The organism is Xenorhabdus bovienii SS-2004 (genome assembly GCF_000027225.1).
Classification (GTDB): Bacteria; Pseudomonadota; Gammaproteobacteria; order Enterobacterales; family Enterobacteriaceae; genus Xenorhabdus; species Xenorhabdus bovienii_C.
Genome location: NC_013892.1, coordinates 161,915 through 180,036, shown reverse-complemented (window position 1 = coordinate 180,036; position 18,122 = coordinate 161,915). Strand labels below are relative to the sequence as shown.

The following is an 18,122-nucleotide window of genomic DNA, read 5'->3' as shown; positions in this document are numbered from 1 at the left end:
GAAGGGACATTATTATTTCGTCACCCGTGGGATATAAACGCGCATGGACAACCCGCCTTTTTCGCTTCTTCCGACTTCGATGTAACCATCATGGATATCAACGATGCGTCGGATGATGGCAAGCCCCAGACCTGCCCCCCCATTATTGTGAACGCGTTGCCCCTGTGTGAAGGGCTGGAACAGGGTAGCGCTTTCTTCTTCTGTCATCCCTGTGCCATTATCTTCCACCTGAAACCAGCCAAACTTTTCCGTAACGCCACTACTGACCCGAATCCATCCCTGTCCATAGCGATGGGCGTTAGTGAACATATTGCTCAAGACGCGTTTGATTGACAGGGGATTAGCCATAATGACAACCGGGTTGGCTGACAGATGATTTTCAATATTCCCGACGCCGTCATTTTCTACAGTTATCGCTTCATCAAGCAACCCATTCAACTCGCAGCACAACATTGGCATATTTTGCCCAGACCGCTGATAATCGATAAATTGATCGATCATCGCATTACACTCCTCAATATCACGATTGATAGATTCCCGAAGAAAATTGTCTTTCCCTTCTATCAGTTCCAGCGCCAGCCGTATGCGAGTCAATGGTGTGCGCAAGTCATGACTCACACCCGCTATCAAGCTAGCGCGATCCGTCTCCAGCGCTTTATGCGCTGTCGACATTTGATTAAACGCCCTGATCAGCGAACGTATGGCAGGAGCTCCCGCTTCGGGGAGTGGTGCTGCTATTTTCCCTTTTTCCATCTCTCTCACTGCTTTCTGCATCGTTCTCAATGGCTGTCTCTGGGCGCGTAGGTAAAACCAGAAGGTGATAGAAACAGCCGAAGCCGCCGTGAAAACACTGGCAAAGACATAAAAGAACACGATGGCGAATGAGAGTTTTTCCATCTCGACCAGTCTCTGGGCAGCCAGATAACTGATCATCAGGCTGCCCAGCACAATTACCAAAGTTAAATAAATAACATGGGAGAACAAAGCGCGCAGAGAGAGCCAGAGCCTTTTCATACCTTGCTTCCATCAGGCACAAAAACGTATCCCAGCCCCCAGACCGTCTGAATATAGCGGGGATGGGCAGGATCTTCTTCAATCAAGCGGCGCAGACGGGAAACCTGTACATCAATGGAGCGTTCCATTGCACCATATTCCCTTCCCCGTGCCAGACTCATCAATTTATCCCGCGACAGTGGCTCGCGAGGGTGGGAAACTAAAACTTTCAATACAGAAAATTCGCCGCTGGTCAGGGACAATTGCTCATCTTCATGGAACATTTCACGCGTTCCAAGATCGAGTTTGAATTTGCCAAACTTCACTACCGCATTATCCGGCGTTGGTGCCCCCGGTAACTCATGGCTCTGACGGCGCATCACCGCTCGCATACGAGCCAGCAGTTCACGCGGGTTAAAAGGCTTGACGAGATAATCATCAGCGCCGATTTCAAGGCCAACAATCCGGTCAACCTCCTCCCCCTTCGCTGACACCATGATAATGGGGATCGGGTTATGCTGGCTTCTCAATCTTCGACAGATAGATAGGCCATCTTCGCCTGGCAACATTAAATCCAGTATAATCAATTGAATGGATTCTCTGGTTAATAAGCGATCCATCTGTTCTGCATTTGCTACACTACGAACTTGAAAACCCTGCTCTGATAAATAACGCTCCAACAACGCCCGCAAGCGCATATCATCATCAACAACAAGGATTTTATAACTCTCTTGCATGTTTCAGCTCCCAAGATGCTCCATGCCCGCCATATCCATTACTCTCACAGAAACCCCAAACTTCAGTAGAGACTAACTTCATGTATTTTAAGGCTGTTTACGGCATTATCAACAATTGCTTATGGTTCTGCCTGCCATCCTTGCTCCCTATCTCCGTGGTTTACCCCAACGGCTGGTAGCCAATCTCCAGAATCCAGTAAATCGCCATACCATTGGGAGTCATGACGGTGATTTCATCATCCACCTGCTTGCCAAGCAGCGCCCTGGCCACAGGTGAATCAATAGAAATCCACTTTTTGGCAGGTTCAAATTCATCCGGCCCCACCAGACGAAAAATATGTTCTTCGGCTTTTTCGTTTTCGACTTTCACCCATGCACCAAAAAAGACTTTGCCTTCCTGTCTCGGATCAGGATCAACAATTTGCAGTGCATCAAGTCGCTTGGATAAAAATCGCACACGACGGTCAATTTCTCTTAATCTTTTTTTGCCATAAATGTACTCGGCATTTTCCGAACGGTCTCCCAGTGCCGCAGCATCGGAAACAGCCTGAGTTACGTTGGGGCGTTCGACTTTCCAGAGATATTTCAGCTCCTGATCAAGCGCATGCCAGCCTTCTCGGGTAATGTAGTTACTCTTCGCCATGAAAAAACCCACTTGAGAAAATATGATTAATGGCGGAGTACTATATCTTAACCCATAAGATATTCGATGAAATCTGTCTCAACATGACCGAAATATCGCGCTAAACTGGAAATTATCGCGCTCTGCACGTATAAATGGAGCCAGTTTGAACCATGCCATTATTATGTTAGATGAATCTGGCACTGTCTGTGCAATTCTGATGATATCTACAGCCGCTAAGAAAGTTGAAGAAAACAGTCTATGAATGAATCTTTAAGTCGAATCATTGCCGGTGAGTTACAGGCTCAACCACAGCAAGTCCTCGCCGCCATTACTCTGTTCGATGAGGGAAATACCGTTCCCTTTGTCGCCCGTTACCGTAAAGAAGCCACCGGAGGTTTGGATGACACTCAGCTTCGCCAACTCGAAAGCCGCCTGGGTTATCTGCGCGAACTATCAGATCGCCGTCAGACTATTCTGAAATCTATTGAGGAACAGGGAAAGTTAACCGTTGAGCTCGCAGAGGCGATTAATACCACGCAGAGTAAAACCGAACTGGAAGATCTGTACTTACCGTATAAACCCAAGCGCCGCACCCGTGGGCAAATTGCCATTGAAGCCGGGCTGGAGCCACTGGCCGACCTGCTGTGGCAAGATCCGCAACAAACGCCAGAACTGGCGGCAGCCGCCTATGTTGATGCCGACAAAGGCGTTACCGATACCAAGGCTGCACTGGATGGCGCACGTTATATCCTGATGGAACGCTTTGCCGAAGATGCGGCTCTGTTGGTGAAAGTGCGCGAATATCTGTGGAAGAATGCGCATCTGGCCGCCAAAGTTGTCGAAGGTAAGGAAGAGGAAGGCGCCAAGTTCAGTGATTATTTTGATCACCATGAACCGATTGCCACCGTTCCATCCCATCGCGCTCTGGCCATGTTCCGTGGGCGCAATGAAGGCATCCTGCAACTGGCTCTGAATGCCGATCCTCAATTTGAGGAAGCTCCTAAAGAGAGCTATTGCGAACAGATTATCACCGATCACCTGAACCTGCGGCTGAATAACGCGCCGGCTGACAGTTGGCGTAAAGCCGTGGTGAGCTGGACATGGCGCATCAAGGTGCTGCTGCATCTGGAAACTGAGCTGATGGGGACGCTGCGCGAGAAAGCCGAAGATGAAGCGATCAACGTTTTCGCCCGTAACCTGAACGCTCTGATGATGGCCGCCCCTGCGGGTATGCGCGCCACGATGGGATTAGATCCGGGGTTACGGACTGGGGTGAAAGTTGCCGTCGTAGACTCTACAGGCAAGCTGATTGCCACAGATACCGTTTACCCGCATACCGGGCAAGAAGTCAAAGCTGCTGCTGCCGTTGCCGCTCTGTGCACCAAATATCAAGTCGAGTTAGTCGCCATTGGTAATGGTACGGCATCCCGTGAAACGGAACGCTTCTTTGCTAACATCCAGAAACAATACCCTGACGTCAAGGCTCAGGCAGTGATAGTCAGTGAAGCAGGTGCATCCGTCTATTCCGCCTCTGAACTGGCAGCATTGGAATTCCCTGATTTGGATGTTTCACTGCGTGGTGCCGTTTCCATTGCCCGTCGCCTGCAAGATCCGCTGGCAGAACTGGTGAAAATCGATCCAAAATCTATTGGTGTTGGTCAGTATCAACACGATGTCAGCCAGACTCAGCTTGCCAAAAAGCTGGATACCGTGGTTGAGGACTGTGTAAATGGCGTCGGTGTTGACCTGAATACCGCATCAGTCGCTCTGCTGACCCGCGTCGCAGGGCTATCCAAGTCGGTTGCCCAGAATATCGTGAACTGGCGTGATGAAAACGGCCGCTTCGACAACCGTAATCAACTGTTGAAAGTGAATCGTCTGGGGCCAAAAGCGTTCCTGCAATGTGCCGGCTTCCTACGCATCAATCAGGGTGATAACCCGCTGGATGCCTCAACCGTTCACCCTGAAACCTATCAGGTTGTCGAGAAGATCCTGGCCACTACCGAACAGTCCCTGTCTGAACTGATGGGCAATCCTGGCGCCCTGCGTGGTTTGCAGGCACAGGACTTTACCACGGATAAATTCGGTATCCCGACCGTTACGGATATCCTGAAAGAGCTGGAAAAACCCGGCCGTGACCCGCGTCCTGAATTCAAGACAGCGACTTTCACTGATGGCGTCGAAACCATGAAGGACCTGCGCGCCGGCATGATTCTGGAGGGAACGGTCACTAACGTTACCAATTTCGGTGCTTTCGTGGATATCGGTGTACATCAGGATGGCTTAGTCCATATCTCCTCACTGTCTGATCGTTTTGTGGAAAATCCACATACCGTGGTCAAGACTGGCGATATCGTGAAAGTGAAGGTGATGGACATTGACCTGAACCGCAAGCGTATCGGATTGACTATGCGTCTTGATGAGCAACCCGGCGAAGCTCCGGCACGTCGTAGCGGTTCTCAGAGCAGTAACCCGCGTAATAGCAACGAGCGCAATGGTAATGGCAGAAACCGCCAGACTTCCCGCTCTCCGGGATCAACGGCATTGTCCAACAGCGCCATGAGTGATGCTCTGGCTGCTGCATTCGGCAAAAAGCGTTAATTCGGGATAATCATCGTCTAACTGGCTCACCTGAGCCAGTTAGACGAAAGACCTTTACGGGGCGGTTGATACTGACAGCCCGCTGCGATGCAACGGCAGCCCTGCGTTTTTTCCGTAAAGCAATACGCCAGCACGGCAGACCCGCCGTCGTGACTATCGATAAAAGTGGGGCCAATACCGCCGCGCACAAACGATTTTAGCGGGGATAGAACTCGTTTCGATGCTGCGTAAAGGGCAATACTCACAACCCGAAGATAAGACATTGTCACCGGCAGAGATGTTTTATCGATTGACTCCATAAATAGTCATCATCCCCACCTCCGTACAAACTTTCTCTGTTAATGCGATAGAACCGTTCAGGCGCATCCAGCCAGACAACTCTGCTATCCGGCCTCAGTACCCTTTCAACCATGATGGATATCGTTAGTAAGACTTTTCCTAAATCATAAAAAAATCAAAGTTCATTAAGAATGATAATTGATAAGCCCGTACAATAAACCCCCAACCTCTGGCAGGATACTGATTTTATATAAACTTTACGCATAACATGCCGATGAATTATTCATCGGTACATTAGGATAAAAAGAGAAAGCTAATGAAAAACAACAAGGAGTCTATGTACCTGCGGGAAAGAGCCTATATGAGGGAACTGGCTCAACGCGTGGCGAAAGAATCGCCTCACCTGGCCGACTTTCTGCTTGCCTCTCATGATCCGGATATTGAACGTGTCTTCGAAGCGTTTGCCCTGCTGATCGCCCACTTACGGGATAAACTTGAGGATGATTTCCCCGAAATTACCCACGGCATTCTTTCCCGTATCTGGCCGCTGGCCCTGAGTCCCATTCCGCCTACGACGGTCATGCAATTTCATCCCACCGACGGAGAACATCAGGGCGCCGTTGATATCCCGGCAGGCACGCCGGTTTCTGCCCATGTCAACGGGCAGTTACTCACGTTTAAAACCTGCCGTTCCCTGCATATCGAACCCCTTATCGTGCTGGACAGGGCGGTGAAGAAAACCGGCACACACAGTGAGATAGTGCTGACGCTTTGCCAGACAGGCATTCCCTCCCCCGTCTGGCAAAGCGGGTCACTGTCTTTTTTCCTCGGTACGGACAGTGAACAGGCGGCGCTATTAAGCCTGTGGCTGGATCAACATATCAGTGACGTCAGCCTGAGAGTCCGGGGTGAACAGCGAGAACTGAGCTGTTTTCCTTATGGCTGGCACAATCTGTTCGATACCCCCATCCTGCCGATGGAAAAACACACTTATGCCGGGCTTCAGTCTCTCATTGAATATTATGCGCTGCCCCAGCTTTATAACTTTATGACGGTGGATATCAGTGACTACTGCCGTGAGGTGCCGTTGAATGCCGACGGCACCTTTGAACTCATTTTTCGTTTTGAAGGCGAATTGCCACTGGAAGACGTTGATGATGCCTTTATGCTGGGCTGCGTCCCGGCCATTCATCTGGAAAATCTGACCAGCCTCCCCATTCCGCTGACGCCAGAAAATCATCGCTATCCCCTGCCGCTCGGGGAGTCCGTGCGATTGTTCCGGCTGCGCGATATTCAGGTTATTCAGCAGCCTGATGAGAAACAGCAACGCGGCACGCCATACCGCTACCTGCCCATTGACCAGTTTACCCCGGCAATGGGCTGGCTGGCAGAAGACGGGGAAGCTGACACTTTTTACTACCTGCTCCAGACAGCGCGTGATTTGCCGGGAAGGCTGACGCACCAGCTCCATTTTTTTGACCTGACCGGCCGACCCGCCGTGAACTTACCGGAGATCGCCGTCGCCTGTCATTCCTGGGGTTACCATGAACAGGCCATTGCGCTGGAAAAAGGCACCCTCACCGTGATGCAGGAAGGTTCCCCGTCCCATCTCAATGTGCACAATATTACGCCGGTCGCCACCGATTACCCGTCGATGTTACAGGATAATTCCGGCTGGCCGCTGCTTTCCTGCCTCTCCAGCCCGCCGATGTTGTTATTTACTACCGAAAGCCTGAAACATTTCCTCCGCCTGTTTGACCCTTACGCCGAACTCAATCGTCCGCTGAGCCGCCATATCCGCCGGCATATTGACGGCATCGTCCGGGTGGAGGAACGCCTGACCGACAGGATGTATAAGGGCAGACCCGTCCGGGGTCACCTGTTGTCACTCACACTGAACCCTGACGGCTACGCCAATCCGGGGGAGATGTACCGTTTCTGCCGGTTGATTAATCAGGCTATGGCCTGTTTTGTCGGCCAGTCCACCTTCGTCAAGCTGAATGTGTATACCCCGAACTGTCACAAAGCCCTGTGGGAATTCTGGGAAGTCTATGGATTACGCAGGGATATGTAAGCAATAGAGAAAGCACAATAAGGAGCAAAACAAAACATGATGAATATGCTGTCTTCTGCCAAAAGTGGATTACGATTTACTTTTCAGGTCGCGGGGCTTCCTGAAGATACGTTCAGCGTGGGGGAATTTTCCCTGCAGGAAGGGTTATCTGAGCTGTTTACCCTGAACCTGACGCTGGTCAAAACGCACACACTGAACCCGTTTAAACCCCAGACGGAAGTGGATTTGACCGCCTTGCTGATGCAGGAAGCGGTGTTACAAATCTTTAATGGGGAACTCGCACAGCGCAAAATCACCGGTATCATCTCCCACGCCGACTGGGCAGGCACCGACGGCAATAAAACCCTCTATACCCTGACGGTGCGCCCTGCCCTCTGGCGTCTGACGCTCAATCAGGACAGGGAATACGTGACCCAGAAACGGGAATCTGACTATGCATTTTTCAATCGTCTGGCCGCGGAAGAAGGCATCAGTTTCTGGTTTGAGGATGAAACGGCATTTTTCAGCGACAGTCATCTGGGGATGACGGCCGGGCTGCCGCTGACTTACAGCCCGCAACCGGAAACTGCCCATGGGATAGATACGATTTATCAGGTACGGCTGGGCGTCGGAATGAGTCCGCAACGCAGCCTCCACAAAGACTTTAACTACGACAATCCGCGTTATCACCTTTCCCATATGGAAAGCAGTGAAGGTTTTCGCGATTTTGGTACACAAACCCCTTATACCGTCTTTGAGAGCTACGGGCGTTTCCAGAAAGATGCGGCGGCCAAACCGTTCTTAAAATACCGTCATGAAGCGCTGGATAACCAGAAAAAGACCGGCAGCGGAAACAGTAACTGCATCAAACTGATGCCGGGTAAAATCTTCGAGATCAAAAATCACCCGCACGCCCCATTGAATGCCCGCTGGCAGATTGTCGGTATCAGCCATCATGGGCGCTGCCCACAGGCACTGGGTCATGATGGCGGTGATGGCACGACACTCTCCAATCAGTTCAGCTTTATCGACGGCCTCGCCGACTGGCGTCCGCCGTTCTATTACAAGCCCTTAGCAGATGGCGATGAAACCGCCATCGTCGTGGGTCCCGAAGGAGAAGAAATCTTCGTCAATAAAGACGGTGCCATTAAAATCCATTTTCACTGGAACCGCTATGACAACGCGGATGATGGCGCATCCTGCTGGGTACGGGTGGCACAAGGCTGGAACGGTCATGGCTTTGGCTTTATGGCGATACCGCGCATCGGGCAGGAGGTGATTATCTCCTACCTCAACGGCGATATTGATCGACCGATCGTCACGGGGTCTGTCTATAACGGCCTGAACCGCCCGCCACTGGATTTACCGGCACAAAAAACCCGTACGACCTTCAAGACCAAAACCCATAAAGGCAAAGGTTTTAACGAACTGCGGTTTGAGGATGCGAAAGGCAGCGAGGAAGTCTATATCCACGGCCAGAAAGACTTTACCGCCCATATCGAAAACGATGCCTACTGGCATATCAAACATGACCAGAAACAGCGCATCGATAACAACCGCTACCACGATATCCGCGCCGATGACCATCATCAGGTCGCCGGTTCCAGAAAAATCACCACCGAAGGGGATGTGTCACACCGGATTGCCGGCAGCCAGCATATCCAGACGGGAGATGCCACAGTGATTGATAGCGGGCAGGAAATTCACCTGAAAAGCGGCGGCAAAATGGTATTGGAAGCGGCATCGGAAATTACCCTGAAAGTGGGCGGCAGTTTTCTCAAAGTGACCCCGGGCGGGATTTTGTCTTCACCGATTAATGTTGGCCAAGGCTCAGGCGGCAGCGGACGCGGGGTAAACCTGCAACTGCCGGAGGGCGTGGAGCCGTTGCCGGAGGTGGAAATGGTATTTCCGGCACATCCTTATTGCCCGGAACTGGCACAACAAGACGTCAGTCCCGTTATTAAACCAGCCAAGGAGTAACCGTAATAATGGAAAATGCAATTCCCGCAGAGGACACAGAATCCCCGGTAAGCTGGCAAGAATGGCTGAATAAATCTAATGATGCGCCCGTATTTTTTATCCTCAATTCACTGGCGAAACCTGATCCGGTGGCACACTTTTATCTCAATGACTGGGTAGAAGAAGCTTTTCCGTTATATAGCGGTACGCCGATGCGCAAAATGCTGAAACAAAGCCCGTGGCTGGTGCAGGCGAAAGTAAATCATTTATTTCAGATTGGTGCAGTGCTAGATAAACATGAACTCAGTGACAACAGCTGGGGTTGGGCTTATCGAAGCCATAAGTCGTGGCAGGAACAGCTTACCCACTGGCAACGACGACAATTGGTGACGTTGAATGGCGAACAAGTGATATTTCGCATGATGGATACACGGGTATTTGGCGCGATGGTATCGGCCTTCACGCCCAGTGACTGGTCACTGATGCTGACTCCTGTCACGGAACTGATGATTGACCTGTCCCAGACCACACATTTCCACCGTCCGAAGGAATGTGGACAAGGCAATGACGATATTCCTTTTACATTGGGCGAACACCTACAACTGGTTTGGCTGCATTCGCCTTATGGCCTGAAAGTCTTAAGCAGCTCTCTCTATAACGATCTATGGGAAAACCACGGTGTAATGGCGAAGAAATTGGATCAGCCAGAAGGCAGTTTAGAACCACGGATTGAGCAGTGGTTGAGACAAAAGCTGGAAGCCGGACAACGTATTGAAAATATGTCCGGTCAGAATTATCTATTGGCTATGGAACAAGAAAAATAACAGGAGCACCTATTTATGAGTAATGCTAATTCGGTTTATTGTCATAATTGCCCGGGAATGTTAAAGAACAAAATAGAAATTCAGCTTGTTGATGAACACAATAAACCCATTTCTAAGATGGACTATATTTTAAAAAATAGTAAAGTTGAGCGTCCGGGAAAGACGGATGAAAACGGCATGATCCGAGCAGATAAATTGCCTGCTTCTCCTATACGTTTATTTCTCCGTGGGCAAAAACTTGCCGATGAGATGGAAACACGACCATTACGAACATTGCGTGGTGAGTCTCATTCAACAGTCAAGCCAGATGCCGAATCCAAAGGTTATTTTTATCGTTATGCTGTCATTGGTGAGTTGTGTGACAAAGCCCCTAATATTGCAAAGTGGGAACAAGCTAAGTTTGGGCTACCTTACTACCATTTTCCGAAAGAAAATGAATTTAAAGGATTAGAGTTTTACGGTGAGGATTTTAATCAACGTCATGTGATTGAGGTATGTCCGTTTAGAGCATGGTCTTTAATCCTAAAACATACACCAAACTACGATATAGTGAATGCGTATAACCTAGGACTCATGTCACTATTGGTGTATAAGAATGAAGTGATGGTTAACCCAGATTCTCCTGATATTAATATGAGGAAATTTATTAATACTCCCGATACGACCACTTCTTTTTTCTACCAGCAATGCTTTGACTTATCAAAAACCCCTGTTATCAATGATCATTCCGTTTATCCCGCGATTGTAAACGATGTACCATTTAAAGAACGTTATCGACCGGCAATATTCCTGGATGTTGAACAAGTGGAAACGCCTGAAACGTTTGAGCATGATACTCAAATGTTTTTTGTTGAAAATGAAACGCAAATTATTGCGGCATGGCGAGGGACGGCAAGCTCGAGAGATGCGCTGACGGATGGGACTTACCGCCCTATTCCATGCCCAGAGAATATTCTTCCCGGTGGAAAAGCCAAGGTTCATAAGGGCTTTTTAGAAGCTTATCAGTGCATGGAAAAATATTTTATAAATGAAATTAAACAAATCAAAGAATCATCACAACATATTAATCTTAAAAAGTTATTTATCTGCGGTCATAGTTTGGGGGGGGCACTTGCTTTATTGCACGCCACAGAGCTAAGAAATAATAACCCGCTCCTTTATACGTATGGAATGCCGAGAGTCCTCACTGGAAGTGGCGTTAAAGCCTTAACGTCACTGAATCACTTCCGACATGTCAATGATGCCGATAGCGTAACGAGCGTGCCATTTGATACCAATATGGATAACTGGTTATTTGAAGTTTATGGGCCACTAGGAACCATTTTTGGCTTTAGCTGGACTTTGGCAACATTGCCGACCATTCCAATACAAAAATCTCTCCCCGAGATGGGTGAAGTCTATTATCACCAAGGGAATACCGTGAGCTTCTTTCAGGCGAGACAAATGGGTGAAGAAAGAATTCCAAGTAAGAATGGTGTCGGTTTTACGGGTAAAAAAAGATGGCGCATGAATGGCATCTATAAGTTTTATTTAGTTCCGAGCATAGCTAATTCATTAGATAAAGGACTAGAGAATGAACAACAGGAATATGTGGACTCATTAAAGGGAGATAAGTCTGTTCTCGATGAAATATTCCCACAATGGAATAATCCTGATTTAGATACGATTATAACGACGGCAACAGACCACTTTATGGGCAGTAAATATCAAGCCATTATAAATAATCAATTGCTCAGTTTCTTAGAGCCAACGAAAACGCCTAAGCTAATAGCTTCAAAAGAGAAATTTGATGAATTAATACATCATCAAGATGCCTCTCCACTGAATGCAAAACGTAACACCACTTTTATGGCACTCGAAAATAACCTGCACGATATTTTTAAACAAGATGTTAACCAGGATGAATTATTGAAACACGCTCTTGAGCGATATAAGGAAGGCGCCAATGAAATTTCTATGTAATAAAAACGTATTATCCTCCCTACTTGCTGTGCTTTTCATACAAGGATGCGCGCAAAGCGACTCATTCTCTCCACCCATTAATGGAGAGCATGTTCATTTTATCGCAACGATTCCTGATGAGTTGGATGCCTTACCCATTTCAGCCATGTATCGTTCTGAAATTTGCCGCAAAGAACGCCGAACTGCGAATATGAAGTCGTATTCTGTTCCGGGTTTTCATCATGCTACCTACCCTCTATCAATCGGTCAGTCAAATCAAGTTGAGGTCAGTGTCCCTAAGGAGGGGGGAGGGAAGTGTGATTGGAAACTGAGTAATATTACTTTTGAAGTCAAGCTGAAAGATACGTCAACAATTGCACCTCTTATTGACGATAATATTGGATTTAAAACAACATTTGTTACTGATGGTAATGCACCAGCAGTATTTGATGGCGGTTATTTAAAAATAAATGGGGATTTACATGAAAAAATAATTTTATTTCCCCTTCTAACAAAAAGCTTTTTAAATGGCAATGAGAATACATTTTATCTTATAGGGAAAGGAAGTCCGTTAACGTATAAAATAGGAACGGCTAAAAAAATTAATATAAATTACATATATATAAAACAAATGCTTTCAGTTTGGACGGGTAGAAAGAACAATGACATGCCATTTATGACCTATCCTAATGGTGATATTGTTTCTGGCGAGGTTAGACCTGAATATAAAAAGTTAATGGGCATTCTTGAATCAAGAAACAGCAAATAGACTAAGAAATAGTAATTCAGACTTAATCTGACAGTCGCCCACTTTGATTTAGGGCCTGTCAGGTTAAATTCGGTTGAGTGATACAAGGAAAACACCCATGAAATTTCTATGCAATAAAAGCGCATTCTCCTCCTTGCTTGCTGTGTTTTTCATACAAGGATGCGCGCAAAGCGACTCATTCTCTCCACCGATGAATGGAGAGAATATTCATTTTACGGCCACTATGCCTGATGAGTTGGATGCCTTACCCATTTCAGCCATGTATCGTTCTGAAATTTGCCGCAAAGAACGCCGAACTGCGAATATGAAATCGTATTCTGTTCCGGGTTTTCATCGTGCGACCTACCCGCTATCAATCGGTCAGCCAAATCAAGTTGAGGTCAGTGTCCCTAAGGAGGGCGGGGGGAAGTGTGATTGGAAACTGAGTAATCTTACTTTCGAAGTGAAACTGAAAGATACGTCAACAATTGCGCCTCTTATTAAAAATAATTTTGGATTTAAAACGACATTTGTTATTGATGGTAATGCACCACAAGAATTTGATGGCGGTTATTTAAAAATAAATGGAAATTTGCATGAAAAAATAATTTTATTTCCCCTTCTAACAAAATTATTTTTAAGTGTAAATGAGACTTCATTTTATCTTATAGGGAAAGGAGATCCGTTAACGTATAAAGTAGGAGCGACTAAAAACATTAACCTAAGTTACATATATATAAAAAAAATGCTTTCAGTTTGGACTGATAGAAAGAACAATGACAGGCCATTTATGACATATCCTAATGGCGATATTGTTTATGGCGAGGTTAGACCTGAATATGAAATATTGATGCGTATTCTTGAATCAAGAAACAGCAAATAAACTAAGATGTAGTCATTCAGACTTAATCTGACAGTTGCCCACTTTGATTTAGGCCTGTCAGATTAAATTCGGTTGAACGATACAAGGAAAGCACCCATGAAATTTCTCTGTAATAAACGCGTATTATCCCCCCTGCTTGCTGTGTTTTTCATACAAGGATGTGCGCAAAGCGGATCATTCTCTCCACCGATTAATGGAGAGAATGTTCATTTTATGGCCACTATTCCGGATGAGTTGGATGCCTTACCCATTTCAGCCATGTATCGTTCTAAAATTTGCCGCAAAGAACGCCGAACTGCGAATATGAAATCGTATTCTGTTCCGGGTTTTCATCATGCTACCTACCCGCTATCAATCGGTCAGTCAAATCAAGTTGAGGTCAGTGTCCCTAAGGAGGGAGGGGGGAAGTGTGATTGGAAACTGAGTAATCTTACTTTCGAAGTGAAACTGAAAGATACGTCAACAATTGCGCCTCTTATTGACGATAATTTTGGATTTAAAACGACATTTGTTATTGATGGTAATGCACCACAAGAATTTGATGGGGGATATATAAAAAAAACAGGTAATTTAAATGAAGAAATTACTCTATTTCCTTTACTAAGAGAGAGGTTCTTAGGGGGGCATAGTCAATCATTTTATTTGGTAGGAGAGCATGATGTTATGACATATAAAATGGATAATGGCAGAAAAATTCATCTTAATGTCTTATATGAAAAAAAATTTTTAACTCATTGGAATGGAGGAAAAAATAAGGATGCAGATACATCAATGACTTATCCTGACGGCACAATAATATACAATGGTGATGTAATACCAGACTTTGATAAATTAATGCGTATTCTTGAATCAAGAAACAGCAAACAAACTAAGATGTAGTCATTCAGACTTAATTTGACAGTTGCCCACTTTGATTTAGTGCCTGTCAGATTAAATTCGGGTTAGATTCTTTTCAGCCCAAATTGATTTTCCTTCCAATAATGTCTCTATTGGTGTGCGACCACAATATATTTGGTTCTGTCGCATTAAGCGGTCATCAGGTAAGCACCCCTGTTTTTGAGCGAGTCCAGAACGATGTCCCTTATCCGAAAAGCGTTCAAACGTCTGCATTATCCTGTCGATATCATTGCCCAATGTGTTCGTTGGTACCTCGCTTATGCCTTGAGTCTGCGCAATCTCGAAGAAATGATGGCAGAGCGCGGCATTGAGGTCGACCATGCCACGATACATCGCTGGGTGTTACGTCTGGTGCCCCTGCTCGGCAAGGCTTTCCGACCACGCAAAAAACCCATTGGTTCCCGGTGGCGGATGGATGAAACCTATATCAAAGTGAAAGGTCAGTGGAAATACCTTTATCGGGCGGTTGATACTGACAGCCCGCCGCGATGCAACAGCAGCCCTGCGTTTTTTCCGTAAAGCGATACCTTCTCAATGCAGAAGAATCGCCTCAGCAGGTGATTGAAATCCGGCAAAATAAATACCTGAATAACCTCGTTGAGCAAGACCATCGCCATGTCAAACGTCGGGTCCATTCGATGCTAGGATTTAAATCGTTCCGCCGGGCACAAACGTTGCTGATAGGAATAGAGTTAGTCATCATGCCGCGTAAAGGACAATGTCTTCAAAATGAAGGCGAGAATTTATCGCCAGCAGAGCTGTTTTATCGACTGAACTGTGTGAAAAATAATCACACCGGATGCGACTGATAAACTCGCCGTTAATGCGACAGAACCTTTTTTTTATGTTAAGTTACTTTTTTTAGCCTAAATATCTATCGAGTTAACATCATTTGAATAAAAAACTAGGATGGTAATCTTTATGTCATACATGATCTATTTAACTTTAAACGGCAAGAAGCAAGGTTTAATCTCCGCAGGGTGTTCAACGCTTGATTCTATAGGAAATCGGTATCAAAAAGGGCACGAAGACCAAATACAAGTATTAAGCTTAGATCATTCGATGACTAGAGATCAAAACGTAAGTCATCACCCAATACAATTCATAAAACCAATAGATAAATCTTCACCATTATTATCCATAGCTATAGATTCTAATGAATCACTGAATGGTGGATTTATTTTTTATAGAACAAGCTCATCAGGGCAATTGGAACTTTTCTATGAATTAAAAATAACAGAAGCGACAATTGTTGATATATCCTGTGTTTATCCAAATTCAATTAACAGTAATGATAAAATGCCATATGAAAAAGTACAGCTAAAATATAAATCTATCGCATGGAGTCATATAACAGCTGGAACATCAGCTTATAGCATATGGGATGAACGAATTTATTAAAAATATTAACTAAGCATATAAAATATGCTTAGTTAGATTTAAATGCAAAATAAGCAGTAAATAATAAAACAATAATAATACCTACCACAGTTAACAACCCCCAATGATTTGGGAAAATAACAAACGCAAAAAGAGACCAACTAAAAACACATAGAGTTGGAATAAAAGACCATATTATATAAGAATAAATTCCCTTAAGCCATGACATTATTTCTCTTCTTAACCATCCTTTACTAAACATATCTTAGCTCCTGACTAACATGACCTGAAATTCAGTTATAACCAACGATTTCCATTATAGCTAAATAAACATCATCTACATTACTCCCTTTTCCTTTTTTTATTGTAGAAATGCCATGTTTAAATAAAGGTTCAAAAATAAAATACAACATCTCTATCTCATTAGCATAAAAAGACCAGTATAAAACAGGACATTCTCTTTTTAACTTACTCGCAGATACAGCAGCCTTATCAAAATAACCATAAAATTGAAATGCTAAAGTGATAGACATTCCAAACTTCTTAAAGCCTTCCCTAATAAATGCTTTTTTAATTACTGCTACATAGATAGCTTCTGTTATGGCAGAAACAACAGCATTCTTTGCCAAACCTGATGTCTTAAATTTAGCGACTAAATGCATCATGATTGTAGACGAACGAACTAATTTTTCATAAAGTTCATTTAAAAAAGCCTGATCACGCTCATGAGGCTCTAATAATTTATCTATGTAAATATCAACAATTTTTTTTATAACATTATTTTCAAATAAACCTCCTCTAGCTACCGACCAAGCCGCGAGAAATACCCTTGCATCTTCTCTATTTATTCTTTGATATACATCTTCATAACTGTCAAAAAAATATGAAGTTCTCCATAAAGCTCTCTGCCCTCCTTGTCCTATGGTATGCATTGTTTCCTGTGCAACTTCCCTTACACCTTCAACCGCCTTTTCCAATCTTAAAGCAAGATCAGTTTGAGCTTCTTTTAAAATCCTTTGCGCTTCCTGTATGGCATTTTCATGGCTGTTACTATCGAATTCCATATATAACCTCAATCAATGATTAACTTTGTTTTCTTCAAATTTTAATACCAACTCTCTACCATCCGAAACACGCATTTTAATCATATCAGTTTGAGTTACTGACAATAATTGAAAACAGAATATCATCATTACAGCTAGTTTTCCCTCAGATTTCACTGAACTATTAACCATGATATTATCTATTTTTACATCAAATCATCTTTCTCATCCATACAATATATCCATTTTTAATTAAAAAATTAATATAACACATTCATATAAAAAGTGACCACACCAACAACAAGATGAAACCGTAAATTTCTGCACAAATGCCCCCGTTAGTCCTTTTTGTGCCACTACCTGAACGGAACATTACGTAGGAAAGTTAACGAAGAACTGAATGTAGCCAAACAATGGAATGGTGTAACTAATTTTGTATTCTTTGCACGCCGTGGTGAGATGACGAGTAATCCTCGCGAAGCTCATTAAGTCAGCATGCTGGCGCTGCACCTGATTCAAAACTGCATGATTGATATCAACACACTGATGATCCAGGAAGTATTGTCCCAACCCCATTAGGAGGGAAAATTTACGCCCCGGGATTATGCTGCTCTGACGCCACTGATATGGGAACACGTCAATCCATATGGACGGTTCGACTCAATATGAATGCTCGTCTTGAACTTCCGTAGTCAAAATGGCGGCTGGTGACACGACTGTTGGGTCTACCCCATATAAACTTATCCACAATCTTTGTGGATAAGCCAGAGAGAAATCTATCCATAAATTTGTGAATCGTCTGTTTTTGGTGTGTTTGATTTATCGACTAAGATAGGGGGTCGACGTCCAATGGAACGAAAAAACCACGCTAAACGCCGATGTCATCGCTAACAATCTGATTTAAAAAGGCCAGTATCGGCAAGAGGAAAATAAACGGCCTTCCCACACACCCCATCAGTAAAAATGTCATAATCTTCATAAAATTGATTTAATTTATTACTAATATAACAAATTTGAATGAGTGATTATAACTGACGATTCCTGCCAATACTCCGTATAATCTATCATTCAATAAATTTCATATTCATGAAATCCTATTGAATAATATAAAAATATAACAAATTAATAATTCCATAATGCTCTGATATACAGATATATT

The 18,122-nt window shown here is 44.8% G+C and carries 15 protein-coding genes and 2 pseudogenes; 12 read left to right on the top strand and 5 right to left on the bottom strand.

Annotated elements, in window-relative coordinates:
- Positions 1-12: 12 nt before the first annotated feature.
- The 3 genes from XBJ1_RS00815 to greB form a co-directional block, all read right to left on the bottom strand.
- The gene (locus XBJ1_RS00815; protein ID WP_038198216.1) at positions 13-1,014 is read right to left on the bottom strand and encodes an ATP-binding protein; all 1,002 of its coding nucleotides are present in this window, start codon (positions 1,012-1,014) and stop codon (positions 13-15) included.
- Positions 1,011-1,730 (bottom strand): two-component system response regulator OmpR, encoded by a 720-nt coding sequence (gene ompR / locus XBJ1_RS00810; protein ID WP_012986801.1) that lies wholly within the window; start codon positions 1,728-1,730, stop codon positions 1,011-1,013. Before ompR ends, XBJ1_RS00815 begins: the two co-directional genes overlap by 4 nt.
- 160 nt (positions 1,731-1,890) lie before the next feature.
- Positions 1,891-2,373 carry a transcription elongation factor GreB gene (gene greB / locus XBJ1_RS00805; protein ID WP_012986800.1) on the bottom strand — a complete coding sequence of 161 codons (483 nt, stop codon included), beginning with the start codon at positions 2,371-2,373 and terminating at the stop codon, positions 1,891-1,893.
- 240 nt (positions 2,374-2,613) lie between these two features.
- On the opposite strand from greB, the gene XBJ1_RS00800 reads away from it, so the two are divergent.
- The 11 genes and pseudogenes from XBJ1_RS00800 (at position 2,614) to XBJ1_RS00755 (ending at position 15,941) form a co-directional block, all read left to right on the top strand.
- Positions 2,614-4,956 (top strand): Tex family protein, encoded by a 2,343-nt coding sequence (locus tag XBJ1_RS00800; protein ID WP_012986799.1) that lies wholly within the window; start codon positions 2,614-2,616, stop codon positions 4,954-4,956.
- Between the two features lie 68 nt (positions 4,957-5,024).
- Positions 5,025-5,257, top strand: a pseudogene (locus XBJ1_RS21120) (IS6 family transposase); the annotation flags it as partial.
- Between the two features lie 294 nt (positions 5,258-5,551).
- A complete protein-coding gene (locus XBJ1_RS00795) occupies positions 5,552-7,309 on the top strand; it encodes a type VI secretion system baseplate subunit TssF (protein WP_012986797.1) in 1,758 nt (585 codons plus the stop codon).
- 36 nt (positions 7,310-7,345) lie between these two features.
- A complete protein-coding gene (locus tag XBJ1_RS00790; protein WP_012986796.1) occupies positions 7,346-9,268 on the top strand; it encodes a type VI secretion system Vgr family protein in 1,923 nt (640 codons plus the stop codon).
- Between the two features lie 8 nt (positions 9,269-9,276).
- A complete protein-coding gene (locus tag XBJ1_RS00785) occupies positions 9,277-10,071 on the top strand; it encodes a DUF4123 domain-containing protein (protein ID WP_012986795.1) in 795 nt (264 codons plus the stop codon).
- A gap of 15 nt (positions 10,072-10,086) precedes the next feature.
- The gene (locus XBJ1_RS00780; RefSeq protein ID WP_012986794.1) at positions 10,087-12,033 is read left to right on the top strand and encodes a lipase family protein; all 1,947 of its coding nucleotides are present in this window, start codon (positions 10,087-10,089) and stop codon (positions 12,031-12,033) included.
- A complete protein-coding gene (locus XBJ1_RS00775) occupies positions 12,017-12,781 on the top strand; it encodes a hypothetical protein (protein ID WP_012986793.1) in 765 nt (254 codons plus the stop codon). Before XBJ1_RS00780 ends, XBJ1_RS00775 begins: the two co-directional genes overlap by 17 nt.
- Positions 12,782-12,878: 97 nt before the next feature.
- Positions 12,879-13,643 carry a hypothetical protein gene (locus XBJ1_RS00770; protein ID WP_012986791.1) on the top strand — a complete coding sequence of 255 codons (765 nt, stop codon included), beginning with the start codon at positions 12,879-12,881 and terminating at the stop codon, positions 13,641-13,643.
- Positions 13,644-13,739: 96 nt separating this feature from the next.
- Positions 13,740-14,522, top strand: coding sequence for a hypothetical protein (locus XBJ1_RS00765; RefSeq protein WP_012986790.1), 783 nt, complete (start codon positions 13,740-13,742; stop codon positions 14,520-14,522).
- 195 nt (positions 14,523-14,717) lie between these two features.
- A pseudogene (locus XBJ1_RS00760) lies at positions 14,718-15,349 on the top strand (IS6 family transposase).
- 112 nt (positions 15,350-15,461) lie between these two features.
- A complete protein-coding gene (locus XBJ1_RS00755; RefSeq protein ID WP_012986789.1) occupies positions 15,462-15,941 on the top strand; it encodes an Hcp family type VI secretion system effector in 480 nt (159 codons plus the stop codon).
- Between the two features lie 28 nt (positions 15,942-15,969).
- Here the strand turns inward: XBJ1_RS00755 and XBJ1_RS00750 are convergent, their stop codons facing one another.
- Positions 15,970-16,182, bottom strand: a complete 213-nt coding sequence (locus XBJ1_RS00750; protein WP_012986788.1) for a hypothetical protein — start codon at positions 16,180-16,182, stop codon at positions 15,970-15,972.
- Between the two features lie 31 nt (positions 16,183-16,213).
- Complete coding sequence (locus tag XBJ1_RS00745; RefSeq protein ID WP_012986787.1) at positions 16,214-16,984, bottom strand: hypothetical protein; 771 nt, start codon at positions 16,982-16,984, stop codon at positions 16,214-16,216.
- Between the two features lie 327 nt (positions 16,985-17,311).
- Between XBJ1_RS00745 and XBJ1_RS22220 the strand changes: the two genes are divergently transcribed.
- Positions 17,312-17,452, top strand: a complete 141-nt coding sequence (locus XBJ1_RS22220) for a Tn3 family transposase (RefSeq protein WP_012986785.1) — start codon at positions 17,312-17,314, stop codon at positions 17,450-17,452.
- The last annotated feature ends 670 nt before the right edge of the window (positions 17,453-18,122 follow it).

Bases quoted from the DNA above. Each gene is read 5' to 3' on its own strand.
- greB (WP_012986800.1), bottom strand. From the start codon at position 2,373: ATGGCGAAGAGTAACTACATTACCCGAGAAGGCTGGCATGCGCTTGAT.
- XBJ1_RS00755 (WP_012986789.1), top strand. From the start codon at position 15,462: ATGTCATACATGATCTATTTAACTTTAAACGGCAAGAAGCAAGGTTTA.
- ompR (WP_012986801.1), bottom strand. From the start codon at position 1,730: ATGCAAGAGAGTTATAAAATCCTTGTTGTTGATGATGATATGCGCTTG.
- XBJ1_RS00765 (WP_012986790.1), top strand. From the start codon at position 13,740: ATGAAATTTCTCTGTAATAAACGCGTATTATCCCCCCTGCTTGCTGTG.
- XBJ1_RS00780 (WP_012986794.1), top strand. From the start codon at position 10,087: ATGAGTAATGCTAATTCGGTTTATTGTCATAATTGCCCGGGAATGTTA.
- XBJ1_RS00750 (WP_012986788.1), bottom strand. From the start codon at position 16,182: ATGTTTAGTAAAGGATGGTTAAGAAGAGAAATAATGTCATGGCTTAAG.
- XBJ1_RS00770 (WP_012986791.1), top strand. From the start codon at position 12,879: ATGAAATTTCTATGCAATAAAAGCGCATTCTCCTCCTTGCTTGCTGTG.
- XBJ1_RS00745 (WP_012986787.1), bottom strand. From the start codon at position 16,984: ATGGAATTCGATAGTAACAGCCATGAAAATGCCATACAGGAAGCGCAA.
- XBJ1_RS00785 (WP_012986795.1), top strand. From the start codon at position 9,277: ATGGAAAATGCAATTCCCGCAGAGGACACAGAATCCCCGGTAAGCTGG.
- XBJ1_RS00795 (WP_012986797.1), top strand. From the start codon at position 5,552: ATGAAAAACAACAAGGAGTCTATGTACCTGCGGGAAAGAGCCTATATG.
- XBJ1_RS00775 (WP_012986793.1), top strand. From the start codon at position 12,017: ATGAAATTTCTATGTAATAAAAACGTATTATCCTCCCTACTTGCTGTG.
- XBJ1_RS00815 (WP_038198216.1), bottom strand. From the start codon at position 1,014: ATGAAAAGGCTCTGGCTCTCTCTGCGCGCTTTGTTCTCCCATGTTATT.
- XBJ1_RS00790 (WP_012986796.1), top strand. From the start codon at position 7,346: ATGATGAATATGCTGTCTTCTGCCAAAAGTGGATTACGATTTACTTTT.
- XBJ1_RS00800 (WP_012986799.1), top strand. From the start codon at position 2,614: ATGAATGAATCTTTAAGTCGAATCATTGCCGGTGAGTTACAGGCTCAA.